This is a genomic window from Pseudoxanthomonas sp. F11 (assembly GCF_037046485.1).
Lineage (GTDB): Bacteria > Pseudomonadota > Gammaproteobacteria > Xanthomonadales > Xanthomonadaceae > Pseudoxanthomonas_A.
On the sequence record NZ_JBANLZ010000005.1, the window covers coordinates 56,206 to 76,508 of the forward strand.

The 20,303-nt window shown below is 66.8% G+C and carries 18 protein-coding genes and 1 pseudogene; 12 read left to right on the forward strand and 7 right to left on the reverse strand.

Annotated features, from left to right (window positions below; translation table 11 throughout):
• Window positions 1–119 precede the first annotated feature (119 nt).
• From trxB to V8246_RS15010, 6 genes and pseudogenes are all read left to right on the forward strand, one after another.
• Window positions 120–1,073 carry a thioredoxin-disulfide reductase gene (gene trxB / locus V8246_RS14985; protein WP_336189918.1) on the forward strand — a complete coding sequence of 318 codons (954 nt, stop codon included), beginning with the start codon at window positions 120–122 and terminating at the stop codon, window positions 1,071–1,073.
• A gap of 156 nt (window positions 1,074–1,229) precedes the next feature.
• Window positions 1,230–1,781 (forward strand): annotated as a pseudogene (locus tag V8246_RS14990) (metallophosphoesterase); the annotation flags it as partial.
• 222 nt (window positions 1,782–2,003) lie between these two features.
• Complete coding sequence (locus tag V8246_RS14995) at window positions 2,004–3,137, forward strand: GNAT family N-acetyltransferase (protein ID WP_336190095.1); 1,134 nt, start codon at window positions 2,004–2,006, stop codon at window positions 3,135–3,137.
• A gap of 28 nt (window positions 3,138–3,165) precedes the next feature.
• Window positions 3,166–3,912: a leucyl/phenylalanyl-tRNA--protein transferase gene (gene aat / locus V8246_RS15000; protein WP_336189919.1), complete on the forward strand. Its 747-nt coding sequence runs from the start codon at window positions 3,166–3,168 to the stop codon at window positions 3,910–3,912.
• Window positions 3,913–3,997: 85 nt separating this feature from the next.
• A complete protein-coding gene (gene infA, locus V8246_RS15005; protein WP_055943174.1) occupies window positions 3,998–4,216 on the forward strand; it encodes a translation initiation factor IF-1 in 219 nt (72 codons plus the stop codon).
• Window positions 4,217–4,417: 201 nt separating this feature from the next.
• Entirely contained in the window at window positions 4,418–4,762 is a 345-nt protein-coding gene (locus V8246_RS15010; RefSeq protein ID WP_185896078.1) for a hypothetical protein, read from the forward strand.
• A gap of 87 nt (window positions 4,763–4,849) precedes the next feature.
• Here V8246_RS15010 and clpA read toward each other — a convergent pair whose 3' ends face one another.
• Both clpA and clpS read right to left on the reverse strand, forming a co-directional pair.
• Window positions 4,850–7,129, reverse strand: a complete 2,280-nt coding sequence (gene clpA, locus V8246_RS15015) for an ATP-dependent Clp protease ATP-binding subunit ClpA (protein WP_185896077.1) — start codon at window positions 7,127–7,129, stop codon at window positions 4,850–4,852.
• A 154-nt stretch (window positions 7,130–7,283) separates the two neighbouring features.
• On the reverse strand, window positions 7,284–7,604 hold the full coding sequence (gene clpS, locus V8246_RS15020) for an ATP-dependent Clp protease adapter ClpS (RefSeq protein ID WP_185896076.1): 321 nt from the start codon (window positions 7,602–7,604) through the stop codon (window positions 7,284–7,286).
• A gap of 47 nt (window positions 7,605–7,651) precedes the next feature.
• Here clpS and V8246_RS15025 point away from each other — a divergent pair, with 47 nt between their 5' ends.
• Genes V8246_RS15025 through hflD form a run of 4 tightly spaced genes read left to right on the forward strand, consistent with a single transcriptional unit; the run spans window position 7,652 to window position 10,367 of the window.
• A complete protein-coding gene (locus V8246_RS15025; protein WP_336189920.1) occupies window positions 7,652–8,182 on the forward strand; it encodes a hypothetical protein in 531 nt (176 codons plus the stop codon).
• The gene (locus V8246_RS15030; protein ID WP_336189921.1) at window positions 8,183–8,644 is read left to right on the forward strand and encodes an NUDIX hydrolase; all 462 of its coding nucleotides are present in this window, start codon (window positions 8,183–8,185) and stop codon (window positions 8,642–8,644) included.
• Window positions 8,641–9,759, forward strand: coding sequence for a tRNA 2-thiouridine(34) synthase MnmA (gene mnmA / locus V8246_RS15035; RefSeq protein WP_336189922.1), 1,119 nt, complete (start codon window positions 8,641–8,643; stop codon window positions 9,757–9,759). The genes V8246_RS15030 and mnmA overlap by 4 nt, the downstream gene beginning before the upstream one ends.
• A complete protein-coding gene (gene hflD / locus V8246_RS15040) occupies window positions 9,756–10,367 on the forward strand; it encodes a high frequency lysogenization protein HflD (RefSeq protein ID WP_336189923.1) in 612 nt (203 codons plus the stop codon). The genes mnmA and hflD overlap by 4 nt, the downstream gene beginning before the upstream one ends.
• A 63-nt stretch (window positions 10,368–10,430) precedes the next feature.
• Here hflD and acnB read toward each other — a convergent pair whose 3' ends face one another.
• From acnB to V8246_RS15055, 3 genes are read right to left on the reverse strand one after another with little or no spacing between them, the layout of a single operon-like run.
• Window positions 10,431–13,022 carry a bifunctional aconitate hydratase 2/2-methylisocitrate dehydratase gene (acnB, locus tag V8246_RS15045; protein ID WP_336189924.1) on the reverse strand — a complete coding sequence of 864 codons (2,592 nt, stop codon included), beginning with the start codon at window positions 13,020–13,022 and terminating at the stop codon, window positions 10,431–10,433.
• Window positions 13,023–13,075: 53 nt separating this feature from the next.
• Complete coding sequence (locus V8246_RS15050; protein WP_336189925.1) at window positions 13,076–13,477, reverse strand: type II toxin-antitoxin system VapC family toxin; 402 nt, start codon at window positions 13,475–13,477, stop codon at window positions 13,076–13,078.
• Window positions 13,474–13,680: an AbrB/MazE/SpoVT family DNA-binding domain-containing protein gene (locus tag V8246_RS15055; protein WP_336189926.1), complete on the reverse strand. Its 207-nt coding sequence runs from the start codon at window positions 13,678–13,680 to the stop codon at window positions 13,474–13,476. The genes V8246_RS15050 and V8246_RS15055 overlap by 4 nt, the downstream gene beginning before the upstream one ends.
• 204 nt (window positions 13,681–13,884) lie before the next feature.
• Between V8246_RS15055 and acnA the strand changes: the two genes are divergently transcribed.
• Window positions 13,885–16,650, forward strand: coding sequence for an aconitate hydratase AcnA (gene acnA, locus V8246_RS15060; RefSeq protein WP_336189927.1), 2,766 nt, complete (start codon window positions 13,885–13,887; stop codon window positions 16,648–16,650).
• Window positions 16,651–16,715: 65 nt separating this feature from the next.
• Here acnA and V8246_RS15065 read toward each other — a convergent pair whose 3' ends face one another.
• Entirely contained in the window at window positions 16,716–19,172 is a 2,457-nt protein-coding gene (locus V8246_RS15065) for a prolyl oligopeptidase family serine peptidase (protein ID WP_336189928.1), read from the reverse strand.
• A gap of 145 nt (window positions 19,173–19,317) precedes the next feature.
• Here V8246_RS15065 and V8246_RS15070 point away from each other — a divergent pair, with 145 nt between their 5' ends.
• Window positions 19,318–19,782, forward strand: a complete 465-nt coding sequence (locus V8246_RS15070; protein ID WP_336189930.1) for a hypothetical protein — start codon at window positions 19,318–19,320, stop codon at window positions 19,780–19,782.
• Here the strand turns inward: V8246_RS15070 and V8246_RS15075 are convergent, their stop codons facing one another.
• Window positions 19,783–20,223, reverse strand: coding sequence for a nuclear transport factor 2 family protein (locus V8246_RS15075; RefSeq protein WP_336189931.1), 441 nt, complete (start codon window positions 20,221–20,223; stop codon window positions 19,783–19,785).
• Window positions 20,224–20,303: the final 80 nt, after the last annotated feature.

The window sequence follows — 20,303 nt, forward strand, 5'->3', positions numbered from 1 at the left end:
CATCGCCGCATTCCAGCAGCGTGCCTTGATTCGCCGGATACGCCCCGCCACTCTATGTGCCTGCGGATGATGCGCCAACGCGTCGTTGCCTGCCCGATCACCCCTTTTCGCGAGTATACATGAGCACTTCCAAGCACTGCCGCCTGTTGATCCTGGGCTCAGGCCCCGCCGGTTGGACCGCCGCTGTCTACGCGGCCCGCGCCAACCTCAAGCCCGTCGTGGTCACCGGCCTGCAGCAGGGCGGCCAGCTGATGACCACCACCGAAGTGGACAACTGGCCGGGGGACGCGCATGGCCTGATGGGCCCGGACCTGATGGCGCGGATGCAGGCGCATGCGGAGCGCTTCGAGACCGAAGTGATCTTCGATCACATCCATACCGCCGACCTGTCCAAGCGGCCGTTCAAGCTGATCGGCGACAGCGGCGAATACACCGCCGATGCGCTGATCATCGCCACCGGCGCCACGGCCAAGTACCTGGGCCTGCCGTCGGAAGAGGCCTTCAAGGGCCGCGGGGTGTCCGCCTGCGCGACCTGCGACGGTTTCTTCTACCGCGACCAGGACGTGGCGGTGATCGGGGGCGGCAACACGGCCGTCGAAGAGGCGCTGTACCTGGCCAACATCGCCCGCAAGGTCTATCTGGTGCATCGCCGCGACACGCTGCGGGCCGAGAAGATCATGCAGGACAAGCTGTTCGCCAAGATCCAGGCCGGCAAGATCGAGCCGGTGTGGCACCACACGGTCGACGAGGTGCTGGGCAACGATGCCGGCGTCACCGGCATCCGGGTGAAGTCGGTGCAGGACGGCAGCATGCGTGACATCGACGTGCACGGCTTCTTCGTGGCCATCGGCCACACGCCGAATACCGGCCTGTTCGAAGGCCAGCTGGACATGAGCAACGGCTATCTGAAGATCCGCTCCGGCATCGAGGGCAACGCCACCGCCACCACCATCCCGGGCGTGTTCGCGGCCGGCGACGTCACCGACCAGCATTACCGCCAGGCCATCACCTCGGCCGGTTTCGGCTGCATGGCGGCGCTGGATGCGGAACGCTTCCTGGACAAGGACGGCTGATCCGGGCAACGACGCCTTCCACGGATGGACACGCTGCTGATCAAGCAGTGCCTGTTCCACGGGAGCTGGTTCGTCGTGCCGTTCATGGCGTGGCTGGGATGGCGACTGCGCGAGCGCCGTGGCCGTTCGCTCGTCGCCCTGCTGCTGGCCGGGTGCATGGTGTTCGCCTGGGCGCGCTTCGTCGAGCCCCAGCGTATCCGCGTGCAGGAAACGGTGCTGACGGGCACCGGCGCGCAGGCAAGGCTGGTGTTGATCAGCGACCTCCATCTGGGCGTCTACAAAAACCGCGCCTACCTGCAGCGGCTGGCGGACCGCATCAACACGCTGCAGGCCGACGCAATCGTGATCGCCGGGGATTTCACCTATGAACCCGACGGCGAGCCGCTGGAGCGCATGTTTGCCCCTTTGGAGACCCTGCGGAAGCCGGTCTACGCGGTGTTGGGCAACCATGACCAGCAGGCTCCCGGCCCCGATGTCGATGCGGAACTGCGTACCGCGCTGGCCACGCATGGCGTGCAGGTGATCGAAGGGCGGACGGTGACCGTGCGTGGCTTCGGGCTTGCCGGGTTGGGGGATCGCTGGGCGGGCAAGGACGATCCGGGCTTCCTTGCGGCCGGTCCAGCCTCTGGCCCCACCCTCGTGCTGGCGCACAATCCCGACAGCGCCATCGCGCTGGACCCTGCCCGCGTGGCCTTGGTACTGGCGGGCCATACGCACGGGGGACAGATCCGCATTCCCTGGCTGTACCGGCGCGTGATTCCCAGCCAATACGGCTTCGACCGGGGCGAACAGTTCCTGCGCACGGCGCACGGCGCACGGCCGCGTCCGCGTGTACACCACCGTGGGCACGGGGGAGATCGGCCTGCCGATGCGGTTGTTCAATCCGCCGACCATCGACGTGCTGGATCTGCGCCCTTAGCATCGCAGACGATGTACGACGCCCGTTTCCTTCCGTCCCTGGCCGACGTGTCCGCGCGCGACTGGGACGCCCTGCACGATGGTCGGAATCCCTTCGTGGCCCACGCCTTCCTGCACGGGCTGGAGTCACAGGGATGCCTGCGCCGGGACTGGGGATGGACACCGCACCACCTGACGCTGTGGGAGGGCGACACGCTGGTTGCGGCCGCACCGGGCTACCTGAAGGACAACTCGCACGGGGAATTCGTCTTCGATCATGCCTGGGCGCATGCCTATGCCCGCTACGGGCTGGACTACTACCCCAAATGGCTCTGTGCCGTGCCCTACTCGCCGGTCACCGGACCGCGCCTGCTGGCGCAGGACGCCGCGCATCGCAAGGCGCTGCTGACCGCGGTGCGCGAGGAGGTGTTGCGCCTGGGATTGTCGTCCGCGCACGTCAACTTCCATGCTGAAGACGAGGACGATGCGTTCGCTTCCGACTGGCTGCCGCGGATCGACGTGCAGTACCACTGGCGGAATCCGGGGCACTGGCACGACTTCGACAGCTTCCTGGCCGATTTCGACCACAAGCACCGCAAGAACATCCGCCAGGAACGGGCGAAGGTCCAGCGGGCCGGCGTCGTCATCCGCACCGTGCACGGCGACGAGGCGACCGCGGCCGACCTGGAGGCGATGTTCGGCTTCTACCTGCGCACGTTCCAGGACTACGGCAATTCGCCTGCGCTGACGCTTCCGTTCCTGCAGCATCTCGCGCGGACGATGCCGCGGCAGCTGGTGATGTTCCTGGCCGATCACGACGGCCGCACCGTCGCGGGGGCGCTGTGCCTGCGCGGGCGGGACACGCTGTACGGCCGCTACTGGGGGGCCGAGGCATCCCTGCCGGGACTGCATTTCGAGACCTGCTATTACCAGGGCATCGCCTACTGCCTCCGCGAGGGTCTGGCCCGGTTCGAGCCTGGGGCCCAGGGCGAGCACAAGATCGCACGCGGTTTCCTGCCGGCCTGGGTACGCTCGCGGCACTGGATCGCCGACCCGGAGTTCGCCGGCGCACTGGCGCACTGGTGCGACGAGGAGGGCCAGGCGGTACGGCGGTATGCGCGTACGCTGCAGTCCCACTCGCCGTTCAAACAGCAGGACCGTGCCTGAGCGCGCGGCCCGAGCCCAGGATCACCCGATGCGCCAGCGGCCGTTCGTCCTGTCCCCCGATCCCCACGCGCCCTTCCCGCCGGCGGACAGCGCCATGCAGGAGCCCGACGGCCTGCTCGCGATCGGCGGCGACCTGTCGCTGCCGCGCCTGCTGAATGCCTATCGTCACGGCATTTTTCCCTGGTTCTCGCCCGGCCAGCCACCGCTGTGGTGGTCGCCCGATCCGCGCATGGTGTTCGCCACCGATGGCGTGCGCCTGTCTTCCCGCTTCCGCCGCGGCCTCCGGCACAGCCCGTGGGAGGTCCGGGCGGACACCGCGTTCGAACAGGTGATCACGGCCTGCGCCAAGGCGCCGCGGCCGGGCCAGCACGGCACCTGGATCACCTCGGGCATGCGCCAGGCCTATATCGACCTGCATCGTCACGGGCACGCCCATTCGGTCGAAGTGTTCCAGGGCGACGCCCTGGTGGGCGGCATCTACGGCGTGGCGATCGGGCGCATGTTCTTCGGCGAGAGCATGTTCAGTGGCCGGTCGGGCGGTTCCAAGGTCGCGCTGGCCGCGCTGGCGGCCCGGCTGCGCGGGTGGGGCTGGCCGCTGATCGATGCCCAGGTGGAAAACGACCATCTGGTCTCGCTGGGGGCCGTCCGGATGCCCCGACATCGTTTCCTGGCCGAGGTCGCGGGCCTGGTGGACCTGCCGTCGCCGGCAGGCCCGTGGACCGTCCGATTCGGACGCATGCCGGCCGCCGAACTGGCGCAAGCATCGGTGCCATAACGGAATTTTTGCACCTGGCGCGCGCGGGGCGTACAATGCCTGGCTTCATGGCACCCGCCATCCCTCGCGGCACACACAGGTTTACATGTCGAAAGACGATTCCATTGAATTCGAAGGCACCGTCGCCGAGACGCTGCCCAACACCATGTTCCGGGTCAAGCTGGAGAACGGGCACGAGATCATCGCCCACATTTCCGGCCGCATGCGCAAGAACTACATCCGCATCCTGACCGGCGACAAGGTGAAGGTCGAAATGACCCCCTACGACCTCACCAAAGGTCGAATCACCTATCGCATGAAATAAGCTTCTTGATGCGACTGATCGGAAAGCGGCCCTGGGCCGCTTTCTTCGTTAGTGCGGTCGTCTCCCAATGACCTTCGTCATTGGGTCGGTGGTCATGGCGACTTTGGGCAGATTCGCGTCGGCAGCGTGATCCCTAGCATGGACGTCGGCCGATACGGGCTGCCTCCAATCACGACTGCCATGAAACCTCGTCATCTCTCCATGACCGCCCTGCTGGCTTTGGGCCTCTCTCCGTTTTTCGCCATGGCTGGCGAACCGGTTGCCGATTGCGTCGCACTGGGAAGCAGCCAGGAGATCGTCCGTGCCGGCGGCGGCGGCCAGATCTTCCTTCGCGATGGTCAATCCCATTACCGCCTCGGCTTCGCCCGCAACTGCGACTCGGTGACGATGACGCCGACCATCCAGATCAGCGCCGATGGCCAGGCCGACCGGCTGTGCCCCGCCGGCACCAAGGTGCGTACCAAGACCTCAACCTGCGATGTCAGCGTCGTCGAAACGATTTCCGCTGAAGAGTTCGCCAAGCGCAAGCAACGCGCGCGGCGTTGAGGCGGGGATCGAGCCGCCAGAAGCGATAAGAGAAAGGCGGCCCGTGGGCCGCCTTTTTTCTCGCCTGCAATCGATTCCAGCAGTGATCTACACGGTCGCCGGCAACAAACGCTCCGGTTCTGCCTGCGCATCGACCACCAGCTCGCCATCGCGTACGTCGATACCGACCCGCCCGCCATTGACCAGCTTGCCGAACAACAGCTCGTCGGCCAGCGGTCGCTTCACCTTGTCCTGGATCAGGCGCGCCATCGGACGCGCACCCATCAATGGATCGAAGCCGTGCTGGGCCAGCCAGTCGCGCGCCGCCGGCGTGGCCGACAGGCTGACATGCTTCTCCTGCAGCAGCATTTCCAGCTCGATGATGAACTTGTCCACCACCCGCAGGATGTGGTCGAAGCCCAGGCCCTGGAACTGCACGATGGCATCCAGGCGGTTGCGGAACTCCGGGGTGAAGCTGCGGCGGATCACTTCCATCGCGTCGGTGGAATGATCCTGCTGCATGAAACCGATCGTCCGCCGCGACGCCTGCGCTGCGCCCGCGTTGGTGGTCATCACCAGGATGACGTTCTTGAAGTTCGCCTCGCGGCCGTTGGTATCCGTCAGCACCCCGCGATCCATGACCTGCAGCAGGATGTTGAAGATGTCGGGGTGGGCCTTCTCGACCTCGTCCAACAGCAGCACGCAATGCGGCGTCTTGACGATCTTCTCGGTCAGCAGGCCGCCCTGATCGAAGCCCACATAACCCGGGGGCGCGCCGATCAGGCGGCTGACCGAATGCGGCTCCATGTATTCGGACATGTCGAAACGGACCAGTTCGATGCCCAGCTGCAGCGCCAGCTGCTTGGTCACCTCGGTCTTGCCCACACCCGTCGGACCGGCGAACAGGAAGCTGCCGATCGGCTTCTCCGGGTTGGCCAGGCCGCTGCGGGCCAGCTTGATGGACGACGCCAGCGTCTCGATGGCGGGATCCTGCCCGAAGATGACCATCTTCAGGTTGCGCTCCAGGTGCTGCAGCACGTCCTTGTCGGACGAGGACACCTGCTTGGCCGGGATGCGCGCCATCTTGGCGACGATGGTCTCGATCTCCTCGACGTCGATCAGTTCCTTGCGCGTCTCCTGCGGCAGCAGGCGCTGGCGGGCGCCGGCCTCGTCGATCACGTCGATGGCCTTGTCCGGCAGCAGGCGGTCGCCGATGTGCTTGACCGACAGGTCGACCGCGGCCTGCAGCGCATCGTCGGCGTAGGTCACGCCGTGGTGGGCCTCGTACTTGGGCTTCAGTCCCTGCAGGATCTGGTAGGCCTCGCCCACCGTGGGCTCGACGATGTCGATCTTCTGGAAGCGGCGTGCGAGCGCACGATCCTTCTCGAAGATGCCGCGGTACTCCTGGAACGTGGTCGAGCCGATGCAGCGCAGCTCGCCCGACGCCAGCGCCGGCTTGATCAGGTTGGAGGCATCCATCGTGCCGCCGCTGGCCGAGCCGGCGCCGATGATGGTGTGGATCTCGTCCACGAACAGGATGGCGCCTGGGATCTTCTTGATCGACGCCAGCACGCTCTTCAGGCGCTTTTCGAAGTCGCCGCGGTACTTGGTGCCCGCCACCAGCGCGCCCAGGTCCAGCGAATAGATGACGGCATCCAGCAGCACGTCGGGCACCTCGCCTTCGACGATGCGCTTGGCCAGGCCCTCGGCCAGCGCGGTCTTGCCCACGCCGGCCTCGCCCACGTAGAGCGGATTGTTCTTGCGGCGGCGGCACAGCACCTGGATGGTCCGTTCGATCTCGTCGCCGCGGCCGACCAGCGGGTCGATCCTGCCCTGGCGCGCCAGCTCGTTGAGATTGCTGGCGAACTCGGCCAGGGCGTCGCCCTTGCCCTCGCCTTCCGCACCCTCGGCCTTGCCCTCGCCCTCCGGATGCCCGGAGGCTTCGTTTTCCTCGCCCTGCTTGGCGATGCCGTGGGACAGGTAGTTGACGATGTCCAGCCGGGTCACGTCCTGCTGGTTGAGGAAGTACACGGCGTGCGAATCCTTCTCGCCGAAGATCGCCACCAGCACGTTGGCGCCGGTGACCTCCTTCTTGCCCGAGGACTGCACGTGGTAGACGGCACGCTGCAGCACGCGCTGGAAGCCCAGCGTCGGCTGGGTATCGCGGCCATCGTCTTCGGCCAGGCGCGAGACCGAGGCCTCGATGGCCTGCTCCAGATCCGCGCGCAGGCGGTTGGCATCGGCACCGGTCGCCTTCAGGACGGCCTGTGCAGAGGGGTTCTCCAACAGTGCGAGCAACAGGTGCTCGACGGTCATGAATTCGTGCCGAGCTTCACGGGCGCGCTTGTAGCACTGGCCGATGGTCTGCTCGAGGTCTTTGCTGAACATGGTTGCCTCCGGGGCCTATGCCGACAATATGCGGCCTGGCGGGCGGTTTTCCATCAGCCTACCGGATTTCAGTGTTCAGGGATCGTTGCCTTGCACCAGGCCGTGACGCCCCCACACCGTTCGAGCCGGTCCGGCCTGCCCGTGCCGGAATCCCTCAGGACTTCTCCATCGTGCACAGCAAGGGATGCTGGTTCATACGGGAAAACTCGTTGACCTGGGCCACCTTGGACTCGGCCACCTCGCGGGTATAGACCCCGCACACGCCGCGGCCGCGCGTATGCACGTGCAGCATCACCTGGGTGGCCTTCTCCAGGTCCATGGCGAAGAACTGCTGCAGCACGGTCACCACGAAATCCATCGGGGTGTAATCGTCGTTGAGCAGCAGCACCTGGTAGAGGGGCGGCGGCGCGACCTCGGGCCGGCTGGTCTCCACCATCAGGCCATGGTCGCGTTCGTTTTCGTTCTTGCGGGGCATGTGCCGATTATAGGCGCTGGCCCCCGTCGCCCGCATGGACGCCATGCGTGACCCCGGCCACAATGCGCCATCCCTTCCAGCCCGAGCCGACCATGATCCCGACGCTGTCCCGCCTGCCCGTCACCGCCCTGCTGTGCACCGCCGCCGCCGTCGCGGCACCCGCCACCGCCGCCGATGCGTCGGTCGAGGCCCGGCTGAAGGCGCGCGGCATCCAGTACGAGATCGACGCCGACGGCGACTACAAGGCCACCTATTCCTACGACAAGGAGAACCGGACGCAGCTGGTGTTCGTCTCGGGCAGCACCGAACAGGTCGGCGGGCTGAGCATCCGCGAAGTGTTCTCGCCGGCCGGGCGCGTCGCGGCGGACGGTATCGATGGCGCACGGGCGCTGGCGCTGCTGGCGGACAGCCGCACCAAGAAGCTCGGCAGCTGGGAGATCGCCGGCGACGTGCTGTACTTCGTCATCAAGTTGCAGGACAACGCGGATGCGGCGGCGCTGGAAGCGGCGATGGACATCGCGGCCGAGACGGCCGACAACCAGGAGATCGAACTCTCCGGCGACCAGGACGACCTGTAAGTGAGCTATCGCGAGGGCCGGTTCTGGCAGCCCGACGTCACCGTGGCCACCGTGGTGGTCCGCGACGGCCGGCTGCTGATGGTGGAAGAGCGCGCCCAGGGCCGGCTTGTGTTCAACCAGCCGGCCGGCCATCTGGAGCCGGACGAGAGCCTGCTGGACGCCGCCCGTCGCGAAACCCTGGAAGAGACGGGCTGGGAGGTCGCGCCGACCGCCTTCATCGGCGCCTACCAGTGGAAGGCCGAGACCGGGCGCCATTACCTGCGCTTCGCCTTCTCCGCCGATCCCGTTCGGCACCAGCCCGACCGTCCGCTGGATGACGGTATCGTCCAGGCGGTGTGGCTGACCCCGGCGGAACTGCAGGCGCAGGCCGACCGCCATCGCAGCCCGCTGGTCTGGCGGGTCGTGCAGGACTACCTGTCCGGCCGTCGTTCGCCGTTGTCCACGCTGCAGCACATCGCATGAACCGTCCGCGGGTCGTCGTTGGGGTGTCCGGTGGCGTGGATTCGTCGGTGGCCGCCCTGCGCCTGGTGCAGCAGGGCGAGGCCGTCGCCGGGCTCTTCATGCAGAACTGGGCCGACGACGGTACCGGCGAGTGCCGTGCCGAAGACGATCGCCGCGACGCCGTGGCCGTCTGCGGCCGATTGGGTATCCCGTTCCATTTCCGCGATTTCTCGACCGAGTACTGGCAGGGCGTGTTCGAACATTTCCTGGCCGAATATGCCGCCGGCCGCACCCCGAACCCGGACGTGCTGTGCAACCGGGAGGTGAAGTTCAAGCATTTCCTGGATGCCGCCCACGACCTGGGGGCCGAGAAGATCGCGACCGGCCACTACGCGCGCGTGGTCGAAGCGGGCGGACGCTGGCGGCTGCTGCGCGGCATGGACCGCGGGAAGGATCAGAGCTATTTCCTCCACCAGTTGGGCCAGGCGCAGCTGTCGGCCACGCTGTTTCCCATCGGCGAACTGCAGAAATCGGACCTGCGCCGGGTCGCGCGCGAAGCCGGCTTGCCTACCCACGACAAGAAGGACTCCACCGGCATCTGCTTCATCGGCGAGCGCGATTTCCGCGAGTTCCTGGGGCGCTATCTGCCCGCGCGACGCGGCGAGATGCGCGACCCGCAGGGCCAGGTGGTCGGCGAGCACCCGGGCGTGTTCTATTTCACCCTGGGCCAGCGCGAAGGCCTGCAGATCGGTGGCGTGCGTGGCCGTCCGCAGGCGCCGTGGTATGTCGTAGGCAAGGACGTGGCCCACAATGTGCTGTACGTGGACCAGGACACGCACAGCCCTTATCTGATGTCCACGCGGTTGTGGACCGAAACGGCGCACTGGGTGTCGGGCAGTCCGCCCGCTGGTCGCTTCGACTGCACGGCACAGACGCGCTATCGCCAGCCGGACGAACCGTGCCGGGTGCAGGTAATGGAGGATGGCAGCGTCATGGTCGAGTTCACCACGCCGCAGCGTGCCGTCACGCCGGGACAGTCGCTGGTGCTGTATGAAGGCGACGAATGCCTGGGCGGCGCGGTGATCGCTCGCACCGACGCCCCTCTTGAATTGAAACTCGCGGAGCAAGCAGCTTGAGCAACCGATATTCCGACCGTGTGCTCGCCCTCGCCGGGCTGGCACAGGCCCTCCACCAGGTGCGGCGCATCGCCGAAACCGGCCAGTCCGAGTCCTCGGCTGTGCAGGCGTCGCTGGAGAGCGTATTCCGCATCGAAGCCGCCACGCCGCTGGCCGTGTACGGCCGTCTGGGCGACATCGCCCCCGGGCTGCGGGTCCTGCGCGGCTACCTGGCCAAGGAGGCGCAGGACGACGCCCTGCCCCGCCTGGCGATGGCGGTATTGCAGCTGGAGCGGCGGTTCGTGCGCGAAGAGGACACCGTGCACGCCGTCACCCGCGGCCTGACCGACATCGCGCCGCGCGCCGAGCAACACGGCAGCACGCACCCGGATGTCCTGTCGGCGCTCGGCGGCCTGTACGCCGACACCATCAGCCACCTGCGGCCGCGCGTGATGGTCCAGGGCAACCCGCACTACCTCGGCCAGCCGGGCGTGGTGGCGGAGATCCGGGCGATCCTGCTGGCGGCGGTACGCTCGGCCGTGCTGTGGCGCCAGTTGGGCGGCAGCATGTGGGACTTCGTGTTCAGCCGCCGGCAGATGCTGGACGCCGTGGACGACTGGCTGTCCTGACGCATCGCCACCGTCCCAAAGAAGAGGCCCGGCAATGCCGGGCCTTTTCGTTGCAGCGGACGATCAGGCTGCGACCGTCTTCGCCACGTCCTGGTACTCCTCGATCTGGTCGAAGTTCATGTAGCGGTAGATCTCGGCGCCCTTCTCGTTGATCACGCCGATGTCGGCCATGTACTCGGCCTTGGTCGGGATCCTGCCCAGGCGCGAGCAGATCGCGGCCAGTTCCGCCGAACCCAGGAACACGTTGGAGTTGCGGCCCAGGCGGTTGGGGAAATTGCGGGTGGAGGTGGAGAACACCGTCGCGCCCTCGCGCACCTGCGCCTGGTTGCCCATGCACAGCGAGCAGCCCGGCATTTCCATGCGCGCCCCGGCGGTGCCGAAGGTGCCGTAGTGGCCTTCCTTGGTCAGCTCGGACGCGTCCATCTTGGTCGGCGGCGCGACCCACAGGCGGGTCGGGATGTCGCGCTTGCCTTCCAGCAGCTTGGCGGCGGCACGGAAGTGGCCGATGTTGGTCATGCAGGAACCGATGAACACTTCATCGATCTTCGTGCCGGCGACGTCGGACAGCGTCTTCACATCGTCCGGATCGTTCGGGCAGGCCAGCAGCGGCTCGTGCACTTCGGCCAGGTCGATCTCGATGACGGCGGCGTACTCGGCGTCGGCATCCGGCTCCAGCAGCTGCGGGTCGGCCAGCCACGCTTCCATCTTGGCGATGCGGCGGGCCAGCGAACGGGCGTCGGCATAGCCTTCGGCGATCATCCACTTCAGCAGCGTGATGTTGCTGGTCAGGTACTCGATGATCGGCTCCTTGTTCAGGCGCACCGTGCAGCCGGCGGCGGAACGCTCGGCCGAGGCGTCGGACAGCTCGAACGCCTGCTCCACCTTCAGGTCCGGCAGGCCTTCGATTTCGAGGATGCGGCCGGAGAAGATGTTCTTCTTGCCCTGCTTGGCGACCGTCAGCAGGCCCGACTTGATGGCGTAGTACGGGATGGCGTTGACCAGGTCGCGCAGGGTCACGCCCGGCTGCATCTGGCCCTTGAAGCGCACCAGCACCGATTCCGGCATGTCCAGCGGCATCACGCCGGTGGCCGCGGCGAACGCGACCAGGCCCGAGCCCGCCGGGAACGAAATGCCCACCGGGAAACGCGTGTGCGAATCGCCGCCGGTGCCGACGGTGTCGGGCAGCAGCATGCGGTTGAGCCAGCTGTGGATCACGCCATCGCCCGGACGCAGCGAGATGCCGCCACGGGTGGAAATGAATTCCGGCAGCGTGTGGTGCGTCTTCACGTCGACCGGCTTGGGATAGGCCGCGGTGTGGCAGAACGACTGCATCACCAGGTCGGCCGAGAAGCCCAGACAGGCGAGGTCCTTCAACTCGTCGCGGGTCATCGGACCGGTGGTGTCCTGCGAGCCCACCGAGGTCATCTTCGGTTCGCAGTAGGTGCCCGGGCGCACGCCCTGGCCTTCCGGCAGGCCGCAGGCGCGGCCGACCATCTTCTGCGCCAGCGAGAAACCCTTGCCGCTGTCGGCCGGCTGCTGCGGCTGGCGGAACAGGTCCGTCGCCGGCAGCTTCAGCGCTTCGCGCGCCTTCGCGGTCAGCCCGCGGCCGATGATCAGCGGAATGCGGCCACCGGCGCGCACTTCGTCGAACAGCACCTCGGACTTGACCTGGAACTCGGCGATCACGTGGCCGTCCTTGAGTGCCTTGCCCTCGTACGGGCGCAGCTCGACCACGTCGCCGTGGTTCATCTGCGACACGTCGAGTTCGATCGGCAACGCGCCGGCGTCCTCCATGGTGTTGTAGAAGATCGGGGCGATCTTGGAACCCAGGCAGACGCCGCCGAAGCGCTTGTTCGGGATGAACGGGATGTCCTCGCCGGTGAACCACAGCACGCTGTTGGTCGCCGACTTGCGCGAGGAACCGGTGCCGACCACGTCACCGACGTAGGCGACCAGGTGGCCCTTCTCCTTCAGCGACAGGATTTCCTGCACCGGACCGCGCTTGCCGTCTTCTTCCGGCACGAACGGCGCGTCGGGGCGCTTGTTCTTCAGCATCGCCAGCGCATGCAGCGGGATGTCCGGGCGCGTGGTCGCGTCGGGCGCCGGCGACAGGTCGTCGGTATTCGTCTCGCCGGGCACCTTGAACACGGTGATGGTGAGCGACTGCGGCACTTCCGGCTTGCTGGTGAACCATTCGGCGTCGGCCCAGCTCTTCAGCACGGCCTGGGCGTGAGCGTTGCCCTGCTCGGCCTTCTCCTGCACGTCGTGGAAGCTGTCGAACATCAGCAGCGTGTGCTTCAGGCCTTCGGCAGCGGTCGCACCCAGCTCGGCGTTGTCCAGCAGCTCGATCAGCGGGTGGATGTTGTAGCCGCCCAGCATCGTGCCCAGCAGCTCGGTGGCGCGCTTGGGGGTGATCAGCGGGGTCTTCTCGGTGCCGAAGGCCACGGCCGCCAGGTAGGACGCTTTCACCTTGGCGGCATCGTCGACACCGGCGGGCACACGGTGGGTGATCAGCTCGACCAGGAAGTCTTCCTCCCCGGCCGGCGGATTCTTCAGCAGTTCGATGACCTCGGCCGTCTGCTGGGCCGACAGCGGCAGCGGCGGGATGCCCAGCGCGGCGCGCTCGGCTACGTGGTGGCGATAGGCTTCCAACATGGGTGGCTCCGGTCGTTCGGTAATGCGGTGGAATGGAAAAACGGGGGTGATGCTTATTCGTTCGCGGGCACGATCAGCTTCAGGCCCTTGAAGTAGTCGCGATGGAAGGCGGTGTCGAAGGTGATCAGGGCGTCGCACTGCAGCAGGGCGTGCGCACCCACCAGGAAGTCGGCGATCGGCCTGGCATCGCCCTCACGCTGGCGGTGGCGACGCTGCATCTCGCCCGCGCGCAGCGCGGACTTGGCTTCGACGGCATTGAAATGCACGCCCATCTCTTCCAGCGCTGCCAGCGCTTCCGCGCCATTGCGCAGCGAGGCGCACAGCTGCGCCAGCGCGGCATCGCAGACGACGACGCGGCCGCTGCCCAGGCTCTGGCGCAGCCCGGCCTCGACGGCGTCCGCGCGCGGGCCGTCGGTCAGCAACTCGATCAGCACGGGGGCATCGACGGCGATCATTCGCTGGCGGCGCTCTTGGCGACGTCTGCATCGAGGGCGAACTTGCCACGCACGCGCGAGATCGCGTCGTCGACGCTCTTTCGCAATACGATGCGGCTACCTTCCAGCTCGACCTTCAGCACACTGCCCTTGGTCAGGCCCAGCGCATCGCGCACGGCTTTGGGGAGGGTGATCTGTCCGCGTTCGGCAACGGTGGCTTCCATCGTCACGCCCTCTTGAGTATGGATGAATTATACATACTTTCATTGACGTACCGCATACCTCCCCGGTCCGCCACCCCATCCGTTGGTCGGGTCCCGGCCCGCGTCCGGGTTGGCGGATAATCCGGGCAAGCCTCGACAAGACGCGTGGGACGGACGCTTTATGCTGCCCTCGCACCCCTTTCCCCCGCTACAGGAGCCTCCGCGATGAGTGATTCCTTCGCCACCCGCCGCACTCTGGACGTCAACGGCACGTCCTACACCTATTACAGCCTGCCGGCCCTGGCCGAGCGGCTGGATCCGCAGGGCGGCTTCGCCCGCCTGCCCTACTCGCTGAAGATCCTGTTGGAGAACCTTCTGCGCTGCGAGGACGGCGTGACCGTGCTGCCCGAACACATCCAGGCGGTGGCGCAGTGGGAGGCGACCCGCGAACCGGACACCGAGATCGCCTTCATGCCGGCCCGCGTGGTGCTGCAGGACTTCACTGGCGTGCCCTGCGTCGTCGACTTGGCCGCCATGCGCGATGCCGTGGTCAAGCTGGGCGGCAGCCCGGACCAGATCAACCCCCTGATTCCGTCCGAGCTGGTCATCGACCACTCCATCCAGGTCGACGTGTTCGGCAAGCCCGAGGCGCTGGACCTCAACGGCAAGATCGAGTTCGACCGCAACCGCGAGCGTTACGGCTTCCTGCGCTGGGGCCAGAAGGCGTTCGACAATTTCAAGGTGGTGCCGCCGAACACCGGCATCGTCCATCAGGTGAACTTGGAGAACCTGGCCCGCGTGGTGATGACGGGCGAGCGGGACGGCCAGGCCATCGCCTATCCCGACACCGTCTTCGGCACCGACAGCCACACCACCATGATCAACGGCATCGGCGTGCTGGGCTGGGGCGTGGGCGGCATCGAGGCCGAAGCGGCGATGCTGGGACAGCCGTCGTCGATGCTGATCCCGCAGGTAGTCGGCTTCAAGCTGACCGGCAAACTGCCGGAAGGCGCCACCGCCACCGACCTGGTGCTGACCGTCACCCAGATGCTGCGCAAGCTGGGGGTGGTGGGCAAGTTCGTCGAGTTCTACGGCGACGGCCTGCAGCATCTGCCGCTGGCCGACCGCGCCACCATCGGCAACATGGCACCGGAGTACGGCGCGACCTGCGGCATCTTCCCGATCGACAGCGAGTCGCTGAACTATCTGCGCCTGTCCGGCCGCAGCGAAGAACAGATCGCCCTGGTCGAGGCGTACGCCAAGGCACAGGGCCTGTGGCATACGCCGGACAGTCCGCACGCCGAATACAGTGCCACGCTGCACCTGGACATGGGCGACGTGAAACCGTCGCTCGCCGGCCCCAAGCGACCGCAGGACCGCGTGCTGCTGCAGGACGTCAAGCAGAACTTCCGCGACAACCTGGCGCCGTTCGCCGATGCCCGCCGCAAGCGCAACGACCTGGTGCAGGAAGACCGCCTGAAGAACGAAGGCGGTGGCGGTACCGCCGTCGGTGCCGAGGAAGCGGCACACGAGTCGTCGCCCGACAGCGGCGCGACCAAATTGCGGGACGGCGACGTGGTCATCGCGGCCATCACGTCCTGCACCAACACGTCCAATCCGGCCGTGATGCTGGGGGCCGGCCTGCTGGCCCGCAACGCCGTGGCCAAGGGGTTGAAGGCGCAGCCGTGGGTCAAGACGTCGCTGGGGCCGGGCTCGCGCGTGGTCACCGACTATCTGGAGAAGGCCGGCGTACTCGACGATCTCGAGAAGCTGGGCTTCTACGTCGTCGGCTACGGCTGCACGACCTGCATCGGCAACTCGGGACCCTTGCCGGACGATGTCTCGGCCGCGATCGCCGCCGACGACCTGGTGGTGGCCTCCGTGCTGTCGGGCAACCGCAACTTCGAGGGCCGCGTGCATCCCGAAGTGAAGATGAACTACCTGGCCAGCCCGCCGCTGGTCGTGGCCTACGCCATCGCCGGCACCACCGACATCGATCTGACGGCCGAGCCGCTGGGTATCGGCAGCGATGGCCAGCCGGTCTACCTGAAGGACATCTGGCCAACCAACAAGGAGATCGGCGACTTCATCGCTGCGACGATCGGGCCGGAGATGTTCGCCAAGAACTACGCCGACGTGTTCAAGGGCGATACGCGCTGGAACACCATCGCCTCACCCGACGGCGACCTGTACGCATGGGACGGCAGCTCGACGTACATCAAGAACCCGCCGTACTTCGACGGCATGTCGATGGCCGTCGGCGGCATCGAGGACATCCACGGCGCGCGCGTGCTGGGCCTGTTCGGCGATTCCATCACCACCGACCACATCTCGCCCGCCGGCAACATCAAGAAGGACTCGCCGGCCGGACGCTTCCTGATCTCGCGTGGCGTGCAGCCGGTCGACTTCAACAGCTACGGCAGCCGCCGCGGGAACGACGACGTGATGGTGCGCGGCACCTTCGCCAACATCCGAATCAAGAACCTGATGTTCGGCGGCGAGGAAGGCGGCAACACGCTGTACTACGGCAGCGGGTCGCCGGAGAAGCTGTCCATCTACGACGCGGCGATGAAGTACAAGGCCGACGGCGTGCCGCTGGTCGTCGTCGCCGGCAAGGAATACGGCACGGGTTCCTCTCGCGACTGGGCGGCCAAGGGCACCAATCTGCTGGGCGTGAAGGCGGTGATCGCGGAGAGTTTCGAACGCATCCACCGCTCCAACCTGGTCGGCATGGGCGTGCTGCCGCTGCAGTTCGTCGATGGCCAGAATGCGCAGTCGCTGGGCCTGGACGGGTCGGAGACGTTCGACGTCACCGGCCTGCAGGACGGCGCCGCGAAGGTCGCCAAGGTCACCGCCCACAGGGCCGATGGCAAGGCGGTGGAGTTCCAGGCCAAGGTCCTGCTGCTGACGCCGAAGGAGGTCGAGTACTTCAGGCACGGTGGTCTGTTGCACTACGTGCTGCGCCAGCTGGCTGCGCAAAAGGCCGCCTGACGTTACGGGCACGGAAAGAAAAAGGCCGCCCTCGGGCGGCCTTCTTCACGCAGGTGCGTCCGACGTCAGCGAGCGGCTGCTGGTGAGGCGCCGGCGGCCTGTCCCTTGTTCTTCACATAACGCTCCAGCCACTGGTCCTGTTCCCACAGCAGGTGCAGCACCGACTCCTTCGCTGCGTAGCCATGGCTCTCCTTCGGTAGCAGCACCAGTCGCGCCGGCGCGCCAAAGCCCTTGAGCGCATTGAAGTAGCGCTCGCTCTGCATGGTGAACGTGCCGGAGTTGTTGTCGGCCTCGCCATGCACCAGCAGCAGCGGCGTCTTCATCCTGTCCACGTGCATGAAGGGCGACATGTCGTTGTAGACGCCGGGAGCTTCCCAGTAGTTGCGTTCCTCCTGCTGGAAGCCGAACGGCGTCAGCGTGCGGTTATAGGCGCCGCTGCGCGCGATGCCGGCCGCGAACAGGTCCGAATGCGTCAGCAGGTTGGCCGTCATGAACGCGCCGTAGGAGTGGCCACCCACGGCCACGCGCGACCGGTCGATGTAGCCGAGGCGGTCGACGGCGTCGATCGCCGCCTTTGCATTGGCCACCAGCTGCGCGATGAAGGTGTCGTTCGGCTCGTTCTTGCCCTCGCCCACGATCGGGAACGCGGCATCGTCGAGCACGGCATAGCCGCGCGCGACCCAGTACACCGGCGAGCCATAGCTCGGAAAGATGAACTCGTTGGGATTGGTGGTGTTCTGGCCGGCGCTGTCGCGGTCCTTGTACTCGGTGGGATATGCCCACATCACCAGCGGCAGCTTTTCGCGCTTGGCCGTGCGGTCGTAGCCGGCCGGCAGGTACAGCGTGCCGGTCAGCGGCAGGCCATCCGCACGCGTGTACGTGAGGACTTCCTTGTAGACGCCCTGCAACGCCTTGAAAGGATTCTCGAAGCGCGTCACCGGCACGGGCGCGATCCGCTGCTTCAGGTGACGCACGTAGTAGTTGGGGAACTCGGTCGGCGATTCGATGCGCACCAGTACGGTGCCCTCCTGCGGATCCAGCAGCGCCTGGATGCTCTCCTTCTGGCCTTCCAGCCTCGACGTGTACAGGCGCGACTTCTTGCCGGTGGCCAGTTCCATCCTGTCGATGAAGGGGAATTGCCCCTCGGGCGTGAAACCTTCGCCGATCAGGTGCACCTGCCCATTATCCAGTGCAAGCACGGTCTCGCCGGCTGCATTCTTCCGCGTCTCGAACTGGCCCGGATCGCTGTATTGATCCTGGTAACTGCGGCTGACGAGTTCGCGCAGTGGTGCGCCCGGCTTCGACGGATCCAGCACGTAGGTCCGCGTGTGGCGCGTATTCCACCAGTAGTCGGTGACGATCGCATGCGTGTCGTCGCCCCACAGGATGCCCTGCACGCGGTCGACGGTCTTGAACAGCGATTGCGGCGTGCCGGAGAACGGCGCCTGCCAGGCAAAGGCTTCGTCGCGGAACGGCACTTCATTCGCCGGGTCGCCCTTATCGAGCGCCTCGGCCCAGACCAGCGTCGCAGGCTGGTCGGCGCGCCATTCCACGTCGCGACGTCCCGCGCGCACGGCCATGAAGCCCTTCGGCAGGTTCTCCGCCAAGGGAGCATCGACCACGGTCACCACCGGCTTGCCCGTGGTTTCCACCACTTCCGCACGATAAGGGAAGCGGCCATAGGGCACCAAGTAGGAGAACGGCTTCTTCAGCGTGTGCAGCAACACATAGCGGCCGTCCGGCGAGAACGACTCCCCGGTGTACATGGCCGCCGCGCGCCAGAGTGTGGCGCGCCCCTTCAACGGCACTCGGTGCAGTTCGGAGGTGGCAAGCACGGCGAAATTGCTTTCGTCCGAGGGGTTCTTCAGCAGGTCCTGATAGGTACGGTTCTGGGCCTTGCTGCCATCGCTTACCGAGATGGTCGGTCCGGTCGGGACGGCGCGCGCAGTGTCGAGCAACGCCGGGCGCTGTGCGGGCAGCATGCGGACCAGCAACGCCTGGCTGTCGCGAAACCACGTCAGCGGATTGCCGACGTTGCCGTTGACACGGGCTTCCGTCAGGCGCGTAGCCTGCGCGGTCGCCAGGTCCATCACCCACGCTTCCACGCCGGTCCGTGTCGTGTGCGTGAACGCCAGCCGGCGTTCGTCGGGCGACCAAGTGAAATTGGCCAGACGCGGCGAGGCAGGCAATCCCGTCACCTGCCGCGCGCTCCCGCCCTCCAGTTCCTGCACCTGCACGTGGGTGAAGTAGGTCGTGGTGCTGGCGATGTTGGTGCGCGGATTGACCCGTAGACCGCCGAGACGGAGCTCCTCGTCGGACAGTTCCGCCAGCGACTTGAACGTGTCGCGGTAGAAAAGCACCAGGTGCTGCTTGCGGCTGTCCGTCACAACGGTGGGCGGGCGCTGCACGTCGGCGAGCCGCAGGATCTCGGCGGGGGGCGTCTGGTACGGCAGCGCGTCCTGCGCGAGGGCATTTCCAGCGGCCAGCAACAGGCACGCCAAGAGTTTCCAGCGAATCGACATGAGCGGTTTCCCCGTTAGGACAAGCCGATCATCATGGCTCGCCCCCTGCCGAGGCAAGACCACGCACGGGAAGGTTGCCGGTCGGGCGCGCTTACGGCGTTCGGGGCGTTGAAGGCCTTCGTCGAAGGTCGTCCGAGACGCCGCCATGGGAATCCCCGTCCTGCGTTCCACCTGCCTGCTTCTTTTGGTCGCCGTCTATGCCAACGCACGTGCCGCACCGCCCGACGCCGACCAGGCCAGGCGCATCGCCGAGCAGTTCCTTGCCACGCAGCAGGCCAGCGCGAGCCCGCAGGAAGCCTACGAAGCGGGCGACATCGCCGTGGCCGACCTGGATGGCGACGGTGAGGCGGAGGTCGTCGTGCTGTGGACGATGCTGGGGCCGACCTATTGGAGCCACGGCTTGGCGGTACTGGCGCGACAGGGCGCGCGCTATGTGCCCTCTGGCGAAGCCCAGGAAGCACTCGGCAGCGTAGAGGGCATGAGCGTCAGCGGGGGCGTCATCCAGCTGAAGACCAAATGGCCAGGTCCGAACGATCCCCGCTGTTGTCCTACTGTCGCCAAGACGCTGCGCTACCGCTGGTCGCCCGGTAAGCTCACGCCGGCGAAATGATCAAGGCGTGCCGTTCCAGCGCGCATGGTAGACGCGCCACTGGCCGCCCTCCGTCCGCCACGCGGTGGTGACCCGATAGGCACGTGCCTGGTCCGGCAGCAGACGTCCGCTGCCCGCGGTCAGCACCACATCGAACGCGACGGTTGCGTTGTCGCCCTGCACGTCCACATCCAGAGGCCCGGTGGTCACGCCTAAACGTGAGTTGGTCAGTGTGCGTGCGCGCAGCAGATTGTGCAGCGCCGCACGATCCATCGCCGCCTCGCCGGTGAATTCCGGGCTGACGCCCTCCATGAACTCGCCGGTCCGCCCGGCCTCCACCGCCGCCTGCATCTGGCCGAAGCGCGTCCGCAGCTGCTGCTCTGGCGCTGCGGGCGCGCATGCCGCCAGTCCCAATAGAAATGCCAGCGCGGCGACCCGCATCTTCTTTTCCGTGCCTGTCATCGAAACCTTCGCCTTTTCCATCCGGAACGGTATGCTCCTGACAGGCGCCGCGACCGGGCGCCGGCCCACAGTACGCAGCA

Excerpts from the sequence above, each read along its gene's own strand:
- clpA (WP_185896077.1), bottom strand. The coding sequence starts at position 7,129 with ATGTTCAGCAAAGACCTCGAGCAGACCATCGGCCAGTGCTACAAGCGC.
- V8246_RS15065 (WP_336189928.1), bottom strand. The coding sequence starts at position 19,172 with ATGTCGATTCGCTGGAAACTCTTGGCGTGCCTGTTGCTGGCCGCTGGA.
- V8246_RS15010 (WP_185896078.1), top strand. The coding sequence starts at position 4,418 with ATGACCGCCCTGCTGGCTTTGGGCCTCTCTCCGTTTTTCGCCATGGCT.
- acnA (WP_336189927.1), top strand. The coding sequence starts at position 13,885 with ATGAGTGATTCCTTCGCCACCCGCCGCACTCTGGACGTCAACGGCACG.
- V8246_RS15075 (WP_336189931.1), bottom strand. The coding sequence starts at position 20,223 with ATGACAGGCACGGAAAAGAAGATGCGGGTCGCCGCGCTGGCATTTCTA.
- V8246_RS15050 (WP_336189925.1), bottom strand. The coding sequence starts at position 13,477 with ATGATCGCCGTCGATGCCCCCGTGCTGATCGAGTTGCTGACCGACGGC.
- clpS (WP_185896076.1), bottom strand. The coding sequence starts at position 7,604 with ATGCCCCGCAAGAACGAAAACGAACGCGACCATGGCCTGATGGTGGAG.
- V8246_RS14995 (WP_336190095.1), top strand. The coding sequence starts at position 2,004 with ATGTACGACGCCCGTTTCCTTCCGTCCCTGGCCGACGTGTCCGCGCGC.
- V8246_RS15055 (WP_336189926.1), bottom strand. The coding sequence starts at position 13,680 with ATGGAAGCCACCGTTGCCGAACGCGGACAGATCACCCTCCCCAAAGCC.
- aat (WP_336189919.1), top strand. The coding sequence starts at position 3,166 with ATGCGCCAGCGGCCGTTCGTCCTGTCCCCCGATCCCCACGCGCCCTTC.
- trxB (WP_336189918.1), top strand. The coding sequence starts at position 120 with ATGAGCACTTCCAAGCACTGCCGCCTGTTGATCCTGGGCTCAGGCCCC.
- V8246_RS15070 (WP_336189930.1), top strand. The coding sequence starts at position 19,318 with ATGGGAATCCCCGTCCTGCGTTCCACCTGCCTGCTTCTTTTGGTCGCC.
- infA (WP_055943174.1), top strand. The coding sequence starts at position 3,998 with ATGTCGAAAGACGATTCCATTGAATTCGAAGGCACCGTCGCCGAGACG.
- mnmA (WP_336189922.1), top strand. The coding sequence starts at position 8,641 with ATGAACCGTCCGCGGGTCGTCGTTGGGGTGTCCGGTGGCGTGGATTCG.
- acnB (WP_336189924.1), bottom strand. The coding sequence starts at position 13,022 with ATGTTGGAAGCCTATCGCCACCACGTAGCCGAGCGCGCCGCGCTGGGC.